The following is a 17666-nucleotide window of genomic DNA, read 5'->3' as shown; positions in this document are numbered from 1 at the left end:
GGCTACATGTCTCCGGTCGAGTTCAGGGAGGCGGGGCTGTCCCTCCCGGAATCGTCCAAATAGGTGTTGCCAATCCAGACCTCGACCTCGGCGACGGGGAGATGGCCGCCGTGGCAGCCACCTTCTCCTACCTTGCGGAGAAGAGGAGGCTCGCCTCCATCGAGACGCTGCTGAGGCTGAGCAGGCTGCCCAGGCGCGAGCCCAAGACCTTCGAGGGCTTCGACTTCTCCAGGATCCAGGGCCGGGACGCGGCCGCGCTGGGCAAGCTCCCGTCGCTGGCCGACCTCTACGCGCACCGCAACGTCGCCTTCGTCGGGCCCGGCGGCATAGGGAAGACGCACCTCGCGCAGGCCTACGGGCGCGAGTGCTGCATGCGGGGGCTCAAGACCTACTACATAAAGGCGACCGAGCTCAGGGACAGGTTCCAGAAGGCCGTCCAGCGGGGAAACACCTCGCGGGTCGTCTCCTCGCTCGTCAAGCCGTCGTGCCTCATCGTTGACGAGGTGGGGAGATGCGTCTACGACAGGCCGTGCACCGACCTGTTCTTCGATGTCGTCGACAGGCGCTACGAGAAGGAGGGGCCGAACGCGATGGTCCTCACGAGCAACATCGCCCCGAGCGGGTGGGATGAGTTCTTCACGGGCGACGACACGCTCCTCTGCGCCCTCGACAGGCTGTTCGACAAGGCGTCGGTGTTCGTGATGCGGGGCCCGAGCTACCGCGGCAGGGAGCTTGACACCTACTCGGTGGAGGCCGTCCCCCAGGCGGTGAAGGTGAGGGGGATCCAGCCCGAGGGGATGTAGGAATGCGATAGGAAAGTCATAGATGCGGGCGTGTTGGCTAAAATGGGTCGGCCGGGATTGGTCAATCTCGGCCGACTATATTTGGCTAAATTATTCCGGCGCTAACACTTAAAAATTAAACGGGTTAAAGGACTAGCAAAAACCGATATATCATCTGCATTATGTATTACAAAATGATGCGCAAATACACACCACATTGAGATTAACCAAAAAAGCTCGACAATAGAATTACGTTCTTTTGCCATGGAGTTCTCCGGCTGGCTTAAGTTGACTCTATGCATCGATACAAGCCAATTGGCGTACAGTAGTGGTGAATTATAACGGCTGAGACGATTTAACAATCGGACCAAGGACCTCGTCACCGCTGTCCATCCAGATGACGATTTACAGCGAAACACCCTAGTCAAATTATGCTTCGGAAAGAATATTGCTCAGGCAGTTCGATAATGAAAGGACTTTTGACTCAAGAGCGAGCCCCCACCACCGGGACCACTCGAGCATAACGGTCCCTGGGCTCCGGCACTAGATTGACAACCACCCTGGGAGACTTAATGAGGAATAGCCGAAGGAACTGAATCAAACCATCGTATTGAGCTCATTCATGATTAGACCATTTCTCAAGTTCCTTTTCGAGTAGGGCAATCCTATGAGTAAGGTTTTTAATCGCCAAAACATGACGACTCACGGCAACGCTAAGAGACAGAGAGATTGCAAGCAACAGCACGATTGCACCCAAAAAAAGGAAATTGGCTGGGTTGACAAACCCAATAGCTGTTGAGCAACTATAAATAATTTGAGGACATATATCACAAATCAAGGCCGCCATACACATCAAAATCCACAACAGAGAGTACTTAAGAAGCATCTTTCCGTTGGACACGAGCCGCAAAACATAGACGAGAAAGCCGCCGAAAAAGAGGGCCGCACCAATCCTCAAAATTAGATTCATTATTTATCTCCCCTATGAACCCAGCACACAAGAACAATGGCTAACGTGACCTTGATCATGTAGTAGACGGAAGAGAAGCCCCCGATGGACGAACGTCCGCCTTGGCGTTCATTCATCTTTACAGGCGCCTCCATAACGGGAAGACCAAGCTTCATAGCCAAAGCAATCGACTCTGGCTCCGGGTAGTCATCAGGATAACTCTTGCAGAACAGGTCGATAGCATCTTTATTGCATGCCCTAAAACCAGAAGTGGGATCGGTGACCACCTTACCCGTAAGCAGCTCGAGCAAAAATGAAAGCCACCTGATTCCAACGCGACGCATAAAAGTTGACTGAAAACCATCAGTCTCAACCAGAAATCGAGAGCCTATCGCCAGGCTCGCCCCACCCTCAATCAGCTTTACAAGCTCAGGAACATAAGAAGGATCATGCTGGCCATCGCCGTCAACCTGAATGTCAATATCATAGCCAAATCTCTGAGCATACTTATGGCCCGCTTGGACCGCTCCACCGATACCAAGGTTCTGTGGCAGGTCCAATATGTTGACACCATGCTCTCGACAAAGCTCAAGCGTTCCATCTTGTGACCCGTCGTTGATTACAACATAGTCATATCCCGCAGCTTTTATAGACGCAACGGTATCGAGAATGCACTCCTGTTCGTTATAGGCAGGGATTATTACGAGAACACGCGGATATCCTTTTGAACATGTTGTTGCAGCAAGAGACAATCGAGATTCATCCATTCCAAAAAAGTTGGCTCTTAGCGACGCTTGAAGAAATTGCGACTCTTACAGCCCAACGCACAGTTTAACTCAAACTTAAGTTTACAGTATCCTGACTAGCCATCGCGAAGTTACATCTCAAGCTTAGATATTTAGCTTGCTTAACTGGGGCCCACACGGAGTCCCCACCCATCATAGCAGGGTAAGGGCCCCGTGCACCTCTGTCTCAAATTCGGAACGCATGTCCTGAGTCCTCAACGCCGTCCCATTCGAACCAATCTAATCCAACTATTATCCCCTCTTACTATAGCCATGACTTATAGCGCTAGTTTAGAAAAATCGGATATACAAAAGCTCGAAAAACACAAAATACAGCAGCCCAAATGGAATCCCGAGCATAAAGGCTGTACATTTAGTCTTCTCTTCCTCGTCGCAGTAAATAGGAAACCTGAGCAAAAGACAGGCGAAAGGTATTAACAAAGGTATGAGGTATCGCGCCTGAACACCCGCAACTGTCTGGCTTCCAACTCCTGTAAAGGCGATGTATAGAGCCAAAGCAACTAAATAGCAAGTAGCAAGAACCAGGAATAGAGTCCAAACAATCCCGAAACGGCTAAACTTAAATTTAGTAACTTTTTCATTATCAATAATGCATATAGCCTCAAACAACACGATGGGAAGATATGAAAGCCATGGGAACAGATTGGACACGTCCCCAAGATAAGCCATATTCGTTGATATTGAATTGAGAAACGCCGGGGTCAGCATCGATCCAAAAACGAAATTCGAGATTACAACTATAGTTCCAACTGGATTTGCAAGCACTCCCGTCGTTTGACCAGCCGTAGAGACTTCGGAGCCACCACGTGCATCAGAAATGTTATTTACGACAGAAGAGAAATATGGCGTCAAGAAAGATAAAATCATTATGGCGCAAACGAATAGTGCAGCTCCAATCAAGATACGTCTTTGCTTGCTCGAAGTATATTTATCTGCAGGAATTAAAAGCGCAAGTCCGAATAAGGGAAAATAAATCGCTTTAGCTGCAAATCCGATTGCAAAAGATAATAGAAATCCGAAGAATGTTTTTGCAGAAATATCCTCTTCAGAAACAAGCATCTTCAACAAAAGAGCTGTTCCTAGCAAACTGAACGATATCACACAGGGATCATACGAGTAACTGGCTGCCATTAACACGGCAGACGGGAACAACGCAATACAAGTGAAAAGACATTTTCTGCAAGGGGCTATACGAATTGCGATTCCGCAGATAACTGCATACGCAAGTAAATTAAATAGTTTTCCCAATGCAAATTTGATAGAAAATGGGAGATGAAGCAAGCGACCCAAACAAAGGCCGATAGATGAAGGAATATAGGCAATTTTAGAAAGAGCCACACTATCAAAACAATTAACACGTTCGATACCTTCAGCTATATTATTTTTATCGGCCTCTCTGACTAATTGCTCAACAGAGCCACGGTTAAACTCTCTTGTTTCATCTATTGGGTACTTACCCAAAGATGCATCCAAACTAAAGCCGTCCCCCCTATAAAACTGTTCGACTATCATTCGGTCAGAATTTGTTATTTCAGCATTTGTGAGGTAGGAAACACTATTTGCATTTCCATAGTGGACCTCATCATCCCATGTCAGAAAATTTGTAACGGGGAAGCAAATAATTACGGATAGACCGACCGAGACAATGCATGCGAAAGCGAACAGTTCGGGCTTCAGATAAGAAGTGCCCCCATTAATAGCAATCAACCCGATCAAAACAGTAATGGGCAAAGCAGACGCGAACAACACCGTCTTTGACTTATCGAGCGGAATGCCAATAAAAGCGATTAAAACAGCAAAGCCAACAGAAACCGTCAAAAAAAAGAAACACTTCTTAGTATCAGTTTTCTTAACCGAGGCTACAAAGCTCTTCACCAGGCCATAGCAAAGCTCAATGCCTTGAAACGCTAAAACTAAATGAAAGCATATAACAAGACTTGCGATATTCCATGCGTCAAGATCGAAGGGGCCAAACGTCTTCGCACCAGTCAATATGATTAAAACTAGCAGAAAGCTGCTGAGAATGCTGGACGCGACGAGGACGGTTATCTGACGAATAGCGTCACCACCCGACTGTGATTTCGGTTGCAAATATAAGCACGCAACAGCAACGACATCGCAAAAGAGTTCAAGAATGAATAGATTTAAATTCTTATAGTGCAATGATGTCGCAACAGCTAATAAAAGAAGTCCCAGCCCAAAGATGGCAAGCGCGTACTCGCTTTTCTTAATTGCAGGATTATTCAAAACGTGCATCTCCAACTAAAGACAAAATCGAATAGGGTAAGTCGACAATAACAAATTCGTATCTCAAATCCAACTTCACTCAAAAGCTAAGCAAAAGCCAGCCAAGTATCACTTAGCAAATACAAAACGCCTTCTCGACATCCATAGCAGTGGCATCCCAGTTATATCGATTTTCAACAAGCGCCCTAGAGTTTCGAGACTGAAGAGAAAGCAGCTTTCGATCATCAAAAAGCCTGCATAATGCCGAAACCACCTCATCAGATGCCATGGACCGAATTATTGTGCCGTAGCTATCATCTAAGATAAGCTCGCGTGCCCCGCCCACGTCTGTTACCACTGCAGGCGTTCCGCAGGCTGAAGCTTCAAGAAGTACCGTTGAAAAGCCTTCGGAACGAGTTGGAAGACAAAGCACATCTGCTTGCTGAAGTAAGGAGGAAATATCCTCTGTGTTACATCTCCCAAGCCAAAACAAGTTAGACGAACAAGCTTCCTTGACCTCATTAGCCAGCGGACCATCCCCTGCAAGAACAAAACAAATATCACGCTTGGTAATATCTTTTGTGCGAGCCGCCTCAATAATTGAATAAATTCCCTTTTCAGGAATAAGCCGCCCGACAAAAGCTACAACCAAAGATGACTGAGGGATACCTAATTCAGATCGGAAATCTCTCCCCGAAGAAATACTCCTATAGAATGAGGCATTGATTGAGTTTGAAATTACGCCTTTTGCAGTGATATTAAAGTGCTGAAGCCATTCAACACTTTTAGAAGAAATCCCATAGAAATCAGGTTCAAACGACTTTACGCGATCAGTAATCCAATCTTCATATCGGCGAACAAAATAATCAAGAAATGGCTGATTGAAAGAGAGATACGCTGAGCCGTGGTCGAGAACAACAGCCTTAGCGCTATGATCCGCAGCAAACTTCAGCCCTTCGAGCGAGAGAGGGAAAAGTCTCGTGTTTATCAGAACACCATTCCACTCATAATCATCAAGGGTTTGCAGGAGTCGGTAATAATCACTGGTTTTTTTGGGAAGAGGAAGTCTTCCATCAAGTAACGGAATGCAAGGAAGACGAATTACCTCCAGGCCGTTTTCGACTGAATGACCGACTCCCACGCGCATCGAATCATTAGTAACGATAACCACCCTATCGCCGCGTGCAGTCAAGGCGTGAGCGAGACCATCGACAAAATTACCAATTCCACTAAGTTGCGGGTGATAATGGTGAGTGAAAATACAAATAGAGGAGCTCATCACATAACCTCATCTGATATAGATGTCATATCCTTAATTCTGTGCCGTCCAGACTTCCCCATCTCCAAAGTCGAGCAAGAGCGGAAGATGGGTATGTCGATTATCCGGTGACGGTATTTTTTTCCAATCGCCATACATCGTTGTAAGATATTTATCCGTCATACGAGGAACAGGGAATTCACTGCCTTCGAAAACCGCACTGCTCAGAGGGAAAATCTCTGAAATAGGCACTGGCGCCATATTCGGCCAGCTTAACGTCAGACAGTAATCAGAGACCTCACCCGTATTTGAGTCGGCAATACAGGAATCGAACAAATCCTGGTAAGAGCATGCGCCTCGAGAAACCAGTTGTTCCACCACGTGCATAGCAGAACAACCAATTTGCTCGAGTTGACCAAGGAACCCTTTATGAGGGACAACAATGGAAGAAGAATGATATAAATAGGCTCTTTTCTGTGCAATTGATGCAGTTCGGACTTGCTTTGCACGAAGGCGTTTATCTGTATAGAGCTGGTCATATGGAAAGATGTCGACAAAAATGCCCATCGAACTGGAAGCCTCTCGAGCCTCTTGATTCTCGAAGCGAGTTCCATCGCGATACACCTTAGCAAACATCGCAGCATAGCCAGTAGTATTCCGCGATGTATGGAGCGAATATCCTTCCGGTAACCCACCCTCGGCTAAAGAGCAAAAGCGGTCATAATCTGAACGCATCATTCCGATATCTATATCATCATCCCAAGGGATAAACCCCCTATGACGCATTGCTCCTAAACATGTTCCACCGTCAAGCCACCACCTGATGCCGTGCTTAGAGCAGAATGCGGCGACAACCTGAAGGATATCCAATTCAGTGTTTTGAAGCTTTAATAGCGCGTGAGCTTTAGACATCATCGGCCTATCTCTTTTCCCCGAACCATTGTTGCGTCTGTTTCCCCAAAACAGAAGACTGATAAATAAGGCAAATGGCATTGGACATAAGCGCCGATACAGTAGGGCCATTTAAGCCAAACAGCATTTGCGCAGGAGCCATAACAGCGACAGCACTAATTAAGGACAGCATGCTGCCAACAAATACCCCTCGGTAATTATCAAGAGAAACCAACAAATCGTTGACAAACCAAGCGATGCCAGTCAAAAAGGCACAAGCCAACATAGGCTGAAGGAGATCGGTATGTTTAGCTATTCCAGCGCCATAAAACAGTGACAGCAATAATTTACCGAAAAAGAAAAGGGCAACTGAAGATATGACACCGACAAAAAAGATGCCAGCAAGTATTTTACCTATGAGCGAAAAAAAGGACTTTTCTCTAGAATGGTAACGCTCTACTAGATAACCTAATAAAGGATTATAAATATAGGTCGCACCCATTTGGATAATTGCCACAGGTGCAGCAACTGATGCATAAATACCCAGAGCAGAATCTCCGAATGAATAAGATAAATACTGCCTGGGAATATTCGGCGCCGCAGAAGCAGCAATGCCGCCCAGAACGATGGGCAAACAGCTACATAGGAAGGCTCTGACCTTCGCTCGGCTAATTCCAAGCTTGATTGCAGAAATCCGATTTGATCTTGGATAATCGTAAATAACTCCGATGCCTATTGTCACTACCGTCATAAGCAACAGTGCACCTTCGAGGCTATTAAAAAATCCAAAGACAAGAATGAATGAAAGGAGAGAGCCGATGCCCTGCATTATGAGGGATTTCCCAATATAGTCCATCCTATGACCAACCTGATCATTAGCATGCATGACATCAATGACTAAGCCAGCGGTTTTATAGAGAGCATACAGAAGAATAGCGGGCACCGTACCAATACGACACGTTGCAATGGAATAGACGGCTAACATTGCAAACGCTATAAAAGTAGTAAAGAAACGAAAAGTCAGGTATTCACCAGCAGAGTTTTTCCTTTCAACATCTGCAATTTGCACCGTGTACATCCTGTATTGGGCTAATTGAGAAAACATGTTGAAAATAGACATAGCCAGCGAATAAATGCCTGCAGCACTATATCCATCAGACAGCCGAACGACCAAAATGGTGATAAGCCACTGACAGCCTAAATTAGTCAACGAACCGACGGTATTCCAGAACATATTATGTTTAATCGAAAGAGTCTTCTCTGTGGCCTTCACAAATATAAGCGCCCTTCTAAACCTGTCGAAATGAGGATACGGAGCTATCTCGCAGCTTTAAGTTCTTTTAAAATCAAAATAAACAGCCAATTCGGCATAAGACGTATAATGATATCTGCTTTAGCGATAGACGGGCAAGCTCGTCGGTATTTAAGTAAACCAATTATGGAGCGCCGCTCCCTTGCTTCAGCGAACCCCAATATTTCCTTTAGATGCGGTGAATCGGGAAATCTATCGGCAAATCGCCTAGCAGTATCAACCCTGTTTTTAACTCTTGTCGAATACCAATCATCTTTTGAAGAAACACCTGCAAGGAATCCAGTTTCGTTACCACCATGTCGACGATACTTAACCAAAGGAGTCATAGTAAAGCTGCACTTCCCCAGTTCACTGCAACCCAATGTCAACCACAAGTCATGTGCAGTCGATTCCGGAAAGGGAATCATCGACTTCGCCGCACTCGCATCTAACATGAGAGCCATACCAATGCCGTAACATACGCTTGCGGCCTGTACAGTAATATCCTCTCCAGAGCACCAATTTACTTCCGGCGAATTAGGATGAGCTTTCCTATAACTCTTTACCAGAATATTTCCGTTTTCGTCAATTACCGATCTATCACAAACATCTAGAATTGAGCCTTCTTCTAGCATATGGTTGAGCGAAACTTCAACTCTATTAGGCTCCCAAATATCATCCTGATCGCAAAGTACTACGTAATCCCCTTCCGCCAAGGAGAGCAGCGCCTCGAACGATTTGACATAACCGAGATTATTATCACCGTGATAATACCGATAGGCGTTTTTCGTTATATGCGCTTGGATAAACCGCTCTAATGAATCCGATTCAGGGCAGTCATTTCTAACTAGAAGCGTAAGCGGAAACGTTTGTTTATCTATCGAATCAAGTTGTTCCGCGAAAAACTTAAGATCGGGTTTATAAGCTGAGAGAAGTACGCATACGCCAATATCATTTCCCATTTCTATTTCCAAAAATCCTCCCAAATTCATTGCTTAAAGATTATCAAAGCACCCTCAGTTAAAAGAAACTCTTTTAAAAATAGAGTATTTATCCCTGTCTCTTAAAACGAGTGCCTAATATCAATAAGTAACAACCTTTGTTCCATAAGGAATGTTATCGTAAATCCATTTTGCATTCTGAATCTCAAGGCGTACGCATCCAGCAGAGGATGGAACGCCCATCGTGGGATCCATCACGCGGTTGCTGTTGACGTAGTAGGGTGAGGAATGGAATAAGTAATCACCATAGAACTGCGTGTAGTAATAGCAAGTATATCCATGCCCAAAGGAGTATCCCTTACCGTAGACTTGATACTCCCCTATCACCGTAGGCGTGCTAGCTTTTCCCGTCGAACATACATATCGACGGTTTAAGGACCAGTTATTCCAGGATCCAGTGTAAATACTCGTAACGCAACGTGACGTATCGACAAGTATCAGCCAATTTGTATTGCTTGAATAACTTTGAGCCTTAGCATCCATATAGTCTGACACCCACGCGCCGTTAGCCATAAAGAAATTCCAGGATCCGTCCACAACGCGCCAGCCAGTAGCCATAGCTCCACTAGCATCAAGCCAATACCAGGTGGCGCCCAGATTGAGCCATCCTGTCTGCATATAACCAGACGAATTCAAGTAATACCAAGATCCGTTAACGGCAACCCAACCGGTTTTCATAGCATAAGTGGACGGATCTAAATAGAACCAGGAGCCATCCTTGTACAGCCAGCCAGATCGTGCATAGCCAGCGGTCTCATCAAAAAAGTACCATTTTCCGTTAACGTTCTTCCATCCAGCGCAGGGGGAGCCATCGGTTGAATCAGCATAGAACTTACAGCCTCCAAGCATCACAAACCCGTGAGCTTCGACCAATTCGCCATCGCCGTTTGATGTAAACAGTTTTCCATTACGCAATGCTCCACACAATGAGCAATCAGAACCAGCAAAAGCCTTAGATGGCTCATCCTGAACCGAGTCCTGGACATCTACCCATTCACGACAAGCAACAGCGCCTGAAGCTTTTGCATAATAGCTTTTCCCATTTACAGAAAAATGACCAAGAAGCATTTTACCGTCGGCGGCAGGATCGAGATAATAGTATTGACCACCGTCCTTCAGCCATTCAGTCTTTATAATGCCCGACGCTTGAGAAGGCTCAGCGTAATACCAGTCTCCATCGCTCATAAACCAGCCAAGTGACAACGCTCCCGTTGAAGAAAAATGATACCGGTTGGATCCGATGACATAAAAGCCGGTAGCCATTCTATTGTCATTTGCGACATCGAGCCAATACCAAACGCCATTCACCAAACGCCAGCCCGATGCAAGTGCGCCGGAACCGTCAGCGTAATACCAGTCCGTCCCATCAAACGCCCAACCAACAGTCATTGCGCCGGAATCCGATAAATAGTAACGAGACGAACCGACAGAAACGATTCCTCTAGACATAACACCATCATTGGCGGGATCAAGCCAATACCAGTTATTGCCAGTTTGAAGCCAGCCGGTTAAGACTTCACCATTGCTACCCCAATACCATAAACCGTTATCAAGGTACCATCCATTAATCAGTCCATAGGTTCCAAGAAGATAAGGGTGCCCATCAATAACACGTCGACCAGTAGCCATAGAACAGCTGTTAAGGGAGTCAAACCAGTACCATTGGTCTCCAATAAACTGCCAGCCACTTGCCAAAGCGCCTGACGGACCCGCGTAATACCACTTATTTTCAGTAAAAATCCAGCCGCAGCTCATTGCGCCGTCACGAGCGGGGTCCAAGTAGTACAGCAAGTCGTCAATATTCTGAATTCCGGTCAAACGACAGCCATCTAGATAGTAATACCAGGACAAACCGTTCCATTGCCATCCAGATAGTTGTTCTGTAGTCGACGGGTCATGGCTATCGACAACCTGTAGGCTCGAATCTTCCGTTGTTTTGCCGGCACAATCGCTGGAGTCTTGAGAGCAACCGCCACCGACCAATGCTCCCGGCCCTCCTGTCGAGTCGCGCTCTACGACACCGTTATCCGCCCCCTCTTCCACGGCATAAGCAGTGCAAGAAAATGCGGGGGCTGTAACTGAAAGTAAGGCGGAAAATAGCATCAAGCCAATTACTCGCCAGCAAATTCGATGATCAATCCGAGCATTCATTTCAAGCCCCCAACCGGTACCGACTGTCTTGCAGGGAATCTATTAAATAAACGGACGAGCTGCGCCGATTACATTTCCCCTTGCGCTAATAGGATGAATTCCGACACCTTGATGAGGCCAGGAATCAATCATCAAGCCGCCGCCAAGTGCAATTGCAATATGACCGCGGTAATAAATCACATCGCCGCGTTGAATCGAGCTCGTGCTCACGGGCATAAAGATATTGCTTCGATACCAATTCATGGAATTGTAGGTTTGGCTTGGATCCCAGCGATGGTTATAAGGGTTGTAAACACCCATATCCATGCCAGTAGCATAAAGGCACTGCAAGACAAAACCAGAGCAATCAACAGCTCCACCGGGAGCGGTAGACCAAGGCTCAATATATTGCGTACCGATATACTCATAGGCGCGCTGGATAAAGGCGTTCACGCAATCTTCCCGCGTTGCTTCGACAGAAATGCGAGAAGGGGTCACATAGGTAAAGTATCCGGTGCAATAGCTAGGCAGCTGAACAGTCCAAGAACTGACCTGAGGATACTGGGATGGATTTTGCCAGCCAACTTTGTCGCACTGGCCATCGCTCCAGAAAATTCGGCGAACACCGTCGATGGTCCTTGCGCCCGTTGCCATAGCGCCGCTGCCGTCTAACCAATACCACTTACCCGAATCTTTAAGCCAGCCAACATGCATGCTTCCATTGGACTCAAGGTAATACCATGTTCCATTCAGGCATTTCCAACCAGTTGCCATTTTTCCGTCAGCGTTTAGGTAATACCATGAACCACCAGTAAAAACCCATCCGGTCTTCATCACGCCAGAATTGGCATCAAGCCAATACCAATCGCCGTCAATCTGCAGCCATCCAAGATGAATGGCACCCGTTCCGGGCTCAGCGTAAAACCTTAGATTTGCGACATTAACCCAGCCGGACGCAACCTGCCAACCATCAGCTCCAGCGGTTTTTAGAATAGCGCCGTTTTCGCGAATCACATCCTTGCAAAGATATCCATTATCATCGGCATATCTTTCAACGCCATCATTAACGGTAACCCAGCTTGAAACCACGAGCCTACCGCTCTGGTTTGCAAAACAATCGTTGCCGCCCACCTCAAATAAGCCCGTTTTCATTAGATGGCTAACAGGGTCCAGGTAATACCAGCTAGCGCCTTCTTTATACCAGTCAGAAATAAGCGCACCAGATTGAGAGGCTAGATACCAGCCGTTCTCGGACTGAGCCCAGCCAACAGCCATAACCCCATTGGGGTTCAAATAATATGCTGCATTGCCAAGGTCTAAATACCCAACGGACATCTTACCATCGGAGGCTGGGTCGAGATAATACCAAGCGCCGTTAACGAGTTTCCAGCCAGTGGCCGCAATACCGTTAGAGCAGTAATACCAATCTGCTCCGTCTTTGTACCATCCATTTGCGAGGCCATAGTCACCAAAAATGTAGGTTCTTCCATCAATCTTTTGACGACCCTTAAACATGATGAACGTCTGTGGGTCAAAATAATAGCGAGCCCCACCTATCGTTTGCCATGACGAAGCAAGGGCACCCGATGAATAAGCCCAGTACCAATTCCCGTCAACGAGAATCCAGCCGGTTTTCATAGCACCAGTGGCATCTAAATAGTATTTCCCGCTCCCGAGGTCGACAAAACCAACCTGCATTATATGGGTGGCAGGATCCAGGTAATACCATGTGCCGTCTTGATAAAACCAACCAGCAGCTAAATCGCCTCCAGCATTGGCATAAAACCAATTTCCATCTGAGTTACGTAGCCAGCAGTTCTGATATAGCGCGCCAAAAGGCGTTGCGGCATTGCCGTCATTCGCATAAAACGAAGCAGTCGATCCGCCAGCATCGGTCACATTGAAATAACCTGTCTGCATTGCACCATCATTGGCTGGATCAAGCCAATACCAATAGCCCCCGCTTTGCAGCCAGCCAGTTTGGTGTTTACCGTTTTTTCCGTAATACCAAACTCCAGACGACTCGTCTCGTTGCCAGCCATCTTTTATGACGGAAGAATTATCAGGTTGCAAATCATCGGAAACCACAGAAGAAAAATCCGCTTTTGACTCAATACTCTGAGCCTCAACGGAATCCTGTGCAAACGCGACATTCGCACTCAGGGGCAAGCAGCAAGCAGTGATTAATGACGCAGCAGCACAAACAAGCGTGGCCTTCTTTTCGAATCGATACATAAGCGACCCTCCCAGATATCTCATTTATTTATTTTAATCCACATTCCAGGATTGATTTTCGTTACTGTCTGTTCAGTCTATGTAGATAAATATATTAAATTGAACATAACGTTCAATCATTCTATTCTTTTCCTAAGCAATGAACATCTTAATTGGAGGCCTGCAGTGGAACTGACCAAGCGTAACTTTACTGTTCTGTACGAATACCTAAAGAACCCATATGCCAGCCAGCGAGAAGTTGCCGAGCGCACTGGCCTCTCACTTGGATCGGTAAACGCAGCAAATAAAGAGCTTACGAATGAAGGCCTTCTCGAATCGGACAGCCTAACCGACAACGGTTACGAAGCACTTCACCCCTATAAGGTTGAAAACGCAGTGATATTGGCTGCGGGGCTTTCGAGCCGCTTTGCTCCCATTTCGTATGAAAAGCCCAAAGGCCTTTTAAAGGTACGTGGTGAGATTCTCATCGAACGTCAGATTAGGCAGCTGCAAGACGCAGGTATCAGCAATATCACCGTCGTTGTCGGCTATAAAAAAGAGTATTTCTTCTATCTCGAAAGCAAGTTCGGCGTTTCGATTGTCGTCAACAACGAATATGCATCCAAAAATAACCACGCATCGCTTATGTGCGTAAAAGAGCGGCTTGGCAACACCTATATTTGTTCAAGCGATGATTACCTTCTAAACAATCCGTTTGAAGCATACGTTTGGAAAGCATTTTATTCTGCTCAATATGCTGAAGGCGCCACCAAAGAATGGTGCATTCAAACCGGAGCAATGGACAGAATCACCAATGTTACGATTGGCGGTTCCGATGCTTGGTATATGCTCGGACATGTCTACTTTGATAAAGCCTTCTCGCTTGCATTTAAGCAGATTCTCGAAACGGAATATAACAAGCCCGAAACAACGGACAAGCTTTGGGAAGATCTATATATCGAGCACATCAAGGAGCTCGATATGGTGATCAAAAAGTATCCTGAGGGCGAGATCAACGAATTCGATTCTCTTGATGAACTGCGTGCCTTTGATCCGCATTTTATCGAAAACGTTGACTCCGATATTTTCGATAACATCGAGCAAGTGCTCGGCTGCTCCAAATCAGAGATTCACGACGTTTATCCCCTTAAACAAGGTCTTACGAATCTATCGTGCCACTTTAGAACCAATGACGGAGAGTACGTTTACCGCCATCCGGGAGTCGGGACCGAACTGCTTATTAACAGAAATGGAGAAGTAGCCGCACTTAAAAAGGCCAAGGAACTCGGCCTTGACGACACGTTCATTCATGAGGACCCAAAGCGCGGTTGGAAAATTTCGAAGTTTGTACCCAACGCAAAGCAGCCTGATCCGCATGATGATGCCCAAATGAATCGAATGATGCAGATGTGTCGTTCGCTTCACGAGAGCGGTGCAAATGTCGAAACCGAATTTGACTTCTACCTCGAAGCGAAGCGCTACGAATCACTTCTTTTGGAAAAAGGCCCTATCGACATTCCAGGCTACAGGGAAATGGCCGCCGAAATCGATGAATTGGAGCACTTTGTCCAGGCCGACAATGCGCCAAAATGCCTTTGTCACAATGACTTCTTTTACCTCAATTTCCTTATCGATGAAAACGACAAGTACTATCTCATTGACTGGGAATATGCTGGCATGAGCGATTATGCAAACGATTTTGGAACGTGCAGTGTCTGCTGCGAGCTTTCCGAAGATGAAGTCGACCGCGCGCTTGATGCATATTTTGGGCGCAAGGCAACAAACAACGAAGTTGCACATAACTATGCGCACATTGCCCTTGCAGGATGGTGCTGGTACCTCTGGTCTCTTCTGAAAGAAGCCGAAGGCGACTTCGTAGGCGAATGGCTCTATATCTACTTCAATTACAGTGCCAAATACCTTAAAAAGGCACTGGAGATCTATCGAAAAGGTGAGTAACGATGCAATTCGGCTTTTTTAGCGGTCTTCTTTGGGGCCTTGATACAGTAATACTTGGAATCGGTTTGGCGCTCGCGCCCTATATTGGATCGGCGGAAGCGCTTGCATGTGCCTCCATTGCGGGATCTTTTCTCCATGATGCCTTCTGTGCGATCTGGCTCTTTGGGTACATGGGAGTTCGAGGCAGATTAAAAGACACGCTCGCTGCACTTAAAACTCGTTCGGGCAAGGTCGTCATCGCCGGCGCACTGCTCGGTGGACCTATCGGAATGACCGGATACGTATTGGCGATTAATAATATCGGAGCAGCCTACACGGCAATTATATCCGCCTTCTATCCCGCTGTCGGAGCATTCCTTTCTTTCGTGCTGCTGAAGGAGAAAATGGGCAAAGGACAGATTCTTTCCCTTCTCGTTGCTCTTTGCGGCGTAATGACGATGGGCTATCTATCGGCCGGATCGAGCGAGATTGCAAATGCCCCCCTCGGCTTACTCGGCGCGGTGCTTGCTGTTATCGGATGGGGATCCGAAGCGGTGCTGTGCGCATGGGGAATGAAAGATGATGCCGTTGATGACGAAACGGCTTTGCAAATCCGCGAAACTACAAGTGCGCTTGTTTATGGAGTGCTTGTACTCCCCCTCTTCGGAGCATGGCATTTCACGCTGGGTGCCATCCCGAGCATGCCTACATTGATTATTGCACTCGCCGGACTCGCAGGAACTGCATCCTATCTGTTCTATTACAAGGGGATTGCGGCAATCGGAGCAGCGCGTGCGATGGCTCTGAATATCTCCTATTCGGCATGGTCGGTGGTCTTTGGCCTGATCTTGCTTGGAACAATTCCCGATATGGCATCCGTAATCTGCTGCGTTGTAATTGTATGCGGAACAGTTTTGGCAGCTAGTAACTGGGACGAACTATTTGGACGTAATAAGACGGCGTAGCTTGATTAACAATATAGTAAAAGGGGAGAGCTCGACGAGCTCTCCCCTTTTAGCATCATGGCTATTCAATTACCACAGCCTGGCTATCCATCTGTTGCCACGTGCCGAAGAACACCTGGGCATTTCGCGTAACATTGCCGTTAATCGAATCCGAAAGATAGACAATTCCCTGCTCGTCATCATAGCCTTTAAGGACTACGGCATGATTACCGCCCCACAGACCATAGGAATGCCCGTTATACCAACGAGCAGCATAACGGCCTCCTGGCCAACTTCCCCATTCGGTATTCCACATCTCAACAGGTTGTCCACAGGTCAGTCTGTTCTTAATGGAAGAAATTGACGAGAAAGAAACGTCTTTTGCCTGCATGATACTTCCCGCAGCGCGCAGAAAGTTATTACCAGCAATAGTAATCGCAGGGGCGACGCATCCCATGAGACCCCCGCTGCTACGCCTTGGGTTGCCATCAAAGGCGGTAACAAAGTTGCCGTTGCTTCCCTTGGGCAAGTAATAATCCGCAATAATCGTCTTACCTAAACCGAAACCATAGTAGTTAAGCAAGTTTGTAAGGGCAACCGACTCACAGCCAGTAGGAAGTTCCGGGTACTGCGAATAGCACGGGACATCGACCCAAGCGCCAACCATTGCGCCGGATGAACTGAACTTGTAGTCAGTAGAGCCGATCCAATACCAACCGTTGCTCAACATTACTCCCCCACGTGCGGCATCAAGGTAATACCATGTGCCCCCAAGGGAAAGCCATCCCGTTTTCATCGCGCCAGAAGCGGAATCCAGCCAGTACCAGTTGCTGCCATCGTTAAGCCAGCCGGTCGCCATTCGACCATCCGGGTTAAAGTAATACCAAGACCCAGCAATTTGCTGCCACCCAGTCAGAATTACTCCACTAGCAGAACAATAATATCGAGCACCCTGACTCTCAATCCAACCAGTTCTGGCATTACCGTCGTCGTCAATCAGCTGGATTCCCGAATCGGTCATGATGCCTTTAAGGTCAATTGCGCCGCTGGATGACGAATGATACATCCAAGACCCATCACCGTTTGACCAGCAATTAGCCATCATCTTGCCGGTACTATTAAATATGTATTCACATGATCCGATAGTTTGAACGCCCGTGGCCATGGCGTGCGTCGAGGGATCGAGCCAGTACCACGCACCGTTTAGGTTGAGCCAGCCGGAGGCGAGGGCGCCGG

General features: G+C 47.0%; 13 protein-coding genes. 3 read left to right on the top strand and 10 right to left on the bottom strand.

The window, feature by feature from the left end:
- On the top strand, positions 1 to 803 hold an 803-nt coding region (locus I2G40_RS08230), incomplete at its 5' end, for an ATP-binding protein (protein WP_229090725.1).
- A 595-nt stretch (positions 804 to 1398) separates the two neighbouring features.
- Here I2G40_RS08230 and I2G40_RS08225 read toward each other — a convergent pair.
- The 9 genes from I2G40_RS08225 to I2G40_RS08185 form a co-directional block, all read right to left on the bottom strand.
- Positions 1399 to 1752 (bottom strand): DUF2304 domain-containing protein, encoded by a 354-nt coding sequence (locus tag I2G40_RS08225; RefSeq protein WP_035138621.1) that lies wholly within the window; start codon positions 1750 to 1752, stop codon positions 1399 to 1401.
- Positions 1752 to 2498, bottom strand: a complete 747-nt coding sequence (locus I2G40_RS08220; RefSeq protein ID WP_117655885.1) for a glycosyltransferase family 2 protein — start codon at positions 2496 to 2498, stop codon at positions 1752 to 1754. The genes I2G40_RS08225 and I2G40_RS08220 overlap by 1 nt, the downstream gene beginning before the upstream one ends.
- Before the next feature lie 309 nt (positions 2499 to 2807).
- On the bottom strand, positions 2808 to 4784 hold the full coding sequence (locus I2G40_RS08215; protein ID WP_158554633.1) for a DUF2142 domain-containing protein: 1977 nt from the start codon (positions 4782 to 4784) through the stop codon (positions 2808 to 2810).
- 112 nt (positions 4785 to 4896) lie between these two features.
- Positions 4897 to 6042 carry a glycosyltransferase family 4 protein gene (locus tag I2G40_RS08210; RefSeq protein WP_084591857.1) on the bottom strand — a complete coding sequence of 382 codons (1146 nt, stop codon included), beginning with the start codon at positions 6040 to 6042 and terminating at the stop codon, positions 4897 to 4899.
- 33 nt (positions 6043 to 6075) lie between these two features.
- A complete protein-coding gene (locus tag I2G40_RS08205) occupies positions 6076 to 6936 on the bottom strand; it encodes a LicD family protein (protein ID WP_158558654.1) in 861 nt (286 codons plus the stop codon).
- A gap of 4 nt (positions 6937 to 6940) precedes the next feature.
- Positions 6941 to 8185, bottom strand: a complete 1245-nt coding sequence (locus I2G40_RS08200; RefSeq protein WP_195544767.1) for an MATE family efflux transporter — start codon at positions 8183 to 8185, stop codon at positions 6941 to 6943.
- A gap of 44 nt (positions 8186 to 8229) precedes the next feature.
- Positions 8230 to 9177 (bottom strand): glycosyltransferase, encoded by a 948-nt coding sequence (locus I2G40_RS08195; RefSeq protein ID WP_158554631.1) that lies wholly within the window; start codon positions 9175 to 9177, stop codon positions 8230 to 8232.
- Positions 9178 to 9285: 108 nt separating this feature from the next.
- Positions 9286 to 11355, bottom strand: coding sequence for a L,D-transpeptidase family protein (locus I2G40_RS08190; protein ID WP_117655880.1), 2070 nt, complete (start codon positions 11353 to 11355; stop codon positions 9286 to 9288).
- Between the two features lie 42 nt (positions 11356 to 11397).
- Positions 11398 to 13569, bottom strand: a complete 2172-nt coding sequence (locus tag I2G40_RS08185) for an NlpC/P60 family protein (protein ID WP_195544766.1) — start codon at positions 13567 to 13569, stop codon at positions 11398 to 11400.
- Positions 13570 to 13734: 165 nt separating this feature from the next.
- Between I2G40_RS08185 and I2G40_RS08180 the strand changes: the two genes are divergently transcribed.
- Both I2G40_RS08180 and I2G40_RS08175 read left to right on the top strand, forming a co-directional pair.
- On the top strand, positions 13735 to 15507 hold the full coding sequence (locus I2G40_RS08180; protein WP_217495622.1) for a phosphotransferase: 1773 nt from the start codon (positions 13735 to 13737) through the stop codon (positions 15505 to 15507).
- 2 nt (positions 15508 to 15509) lie between these two features.
- Positions 15510 to 16451, top strand: coding sequence for a DMT family transporter (locus tag I2G40_RS08175; RefSeq protein ID WP_117716690.1), 942 nt, complete (start codon positions 15510 to 15512; stop codon positions 16449 to 16451).
- Between the two features lie 61 nt (positions 16452 to 16512).
- Here I2G40_RS08175 and I2G40_RS08170 read toward each other — a convergent pair.
- Positions 16513 to 17666, bottom strand: a 1154-nt coding sequence (locus tag I2G40_RS08170) for a C39 family peptidase (protein ID WP_195544765.1), incomplete at its 5' end; no start/stop codon positions are given.

Source organism: Collinsella aerofaciens, assembly GCF_015558785.1.
Classification (GTDB): Bacteria; Actinomycetota; Coriobacteriia; order Coriobacteriales; family Coriobacteriaceae; genus Collinsella; species Collinsella aerofaciens_P.
This window is presented reverse-complemented; position numbering and strand designations above follow the sequence as displayed.